The organism is Oleiphilus sp. HI0079 (genome assembly GCF_001635105.1).
In genome coordinates, this window is record NZ_LWFT01000809.1 from 1 (window position 1) to 1,245 (window position 1,245).

Below are 1,245 nucleotides of genomic sequence, written 5' to 3' on the forward strand. Positions count from 1 at the left end.
GCGTTCGTGAAGAGCCTATTAATCTTGAGCAGGCTCAGGAGCATCATCGCTATAAATATTTTCCAGAGACGGGCGAAGAGCGCTACGAAAGCTTTCTAGGCGTACCGATCATCCATCACAAAAAAGTGCTCGGCGTTATTGTGGTTCAACAAGCGTCTAATAGTCGGCGTTTTGATGAGGGCGAAGAAGCCTTTTTAGTGACTGTTTCTGCTCAGCTAGCGGGCATTATTGCCCATTCTGAGGCAACAAGCGCCTTTATTGGTCCTTCCTTAATCGCCACGAAAGAACAAGATCTTGTTTTCAAAGGTGTGGCTGGCTCTCCTGGTGTCGCCATAGGTCAGAGCATTGTCATGTTTCCTCCGGCTGATTTTGACTCCGTCCCTGAGCGATCAAGTAGCGATATAGATGCGGACTTGAAGCTCTTTGACGGTGCAATCGATTCTGTGCGAGTTGATATCCGTCGAGTTGGCGAACGTTTGTCCAGCCAGTTGCGGCCAGAAGAGCAGGCTTTGTTTGATGTTTACATCGGGATGCTGGATGACAAGGCGTTGGCTGGAGAGGTGCAAGACAAAATCCGTGCGGGATCTTGTGCGCAAACCGCCTTGAAGCATGTCATCAAAGATTACGCGAGCCACTTTGAGATGATGAGCGACTCATATCTACGAGAACGCGCGGTTGACATAAAAGATTTGGGTCGTCGCATTCTCAGCTACTTGCAAGAGCGAGAGGTGGTCGATCAGTCCTACCCTGACAAAACGGTTTTGGTAAGTGATGAGCTGACGCCAACCATGCTTGGAGAAGTGCCGCGAGAAAACCTCGTCGGGCTTGTTTCAATTAAGGGTTCGGGAAGCTCTCATGTGGCGATACTTGCGAGGGCAATGGGCATACCGACGGTTATGGGTTTAGTCGATGTTCCATTGACCAAGCTTGATCAGCGAGAGATGGTCGTAGATGGTTATAACGGCGATATCCTGATCTCTCCTTCTGATGAACTTAAAGATCATTACTCGGCGGTGCTTAATGAGGACCGTGAGCTCGATGAAGACCTCAAGAGCATTATTGACTTGCCGTGTGAGACACTTGATGGTCATCGCGTCCATGCGTGGGTTAACACAGGCTTAATGGCCGATGTAGTACGTTCACTGGATCATGGTGCTGAAGGTGTTGGTTTATACCGGACCGAAGTGCCGTTCATGATCAACGAGCGCTTTCCGAGTGAGTATGAGCAGATGCTTTATTATCGGG

Annotated in this window: 1 protein-coding gene; it reads left to right on the plus strand. The window is 49.4% G+C overall.

Annotated features, from left to right (window positions below; all coding sequences use genetic code 11):
• Positions 1 to 1,245: phosphoenolpyruvate-utilizing N-terminal domain-containing protein (locus tag A3750_RS15175; protein ID WP_156498620.1), on the plus strand; the 1,245-nt coding region annotated here is incomplete at both ends.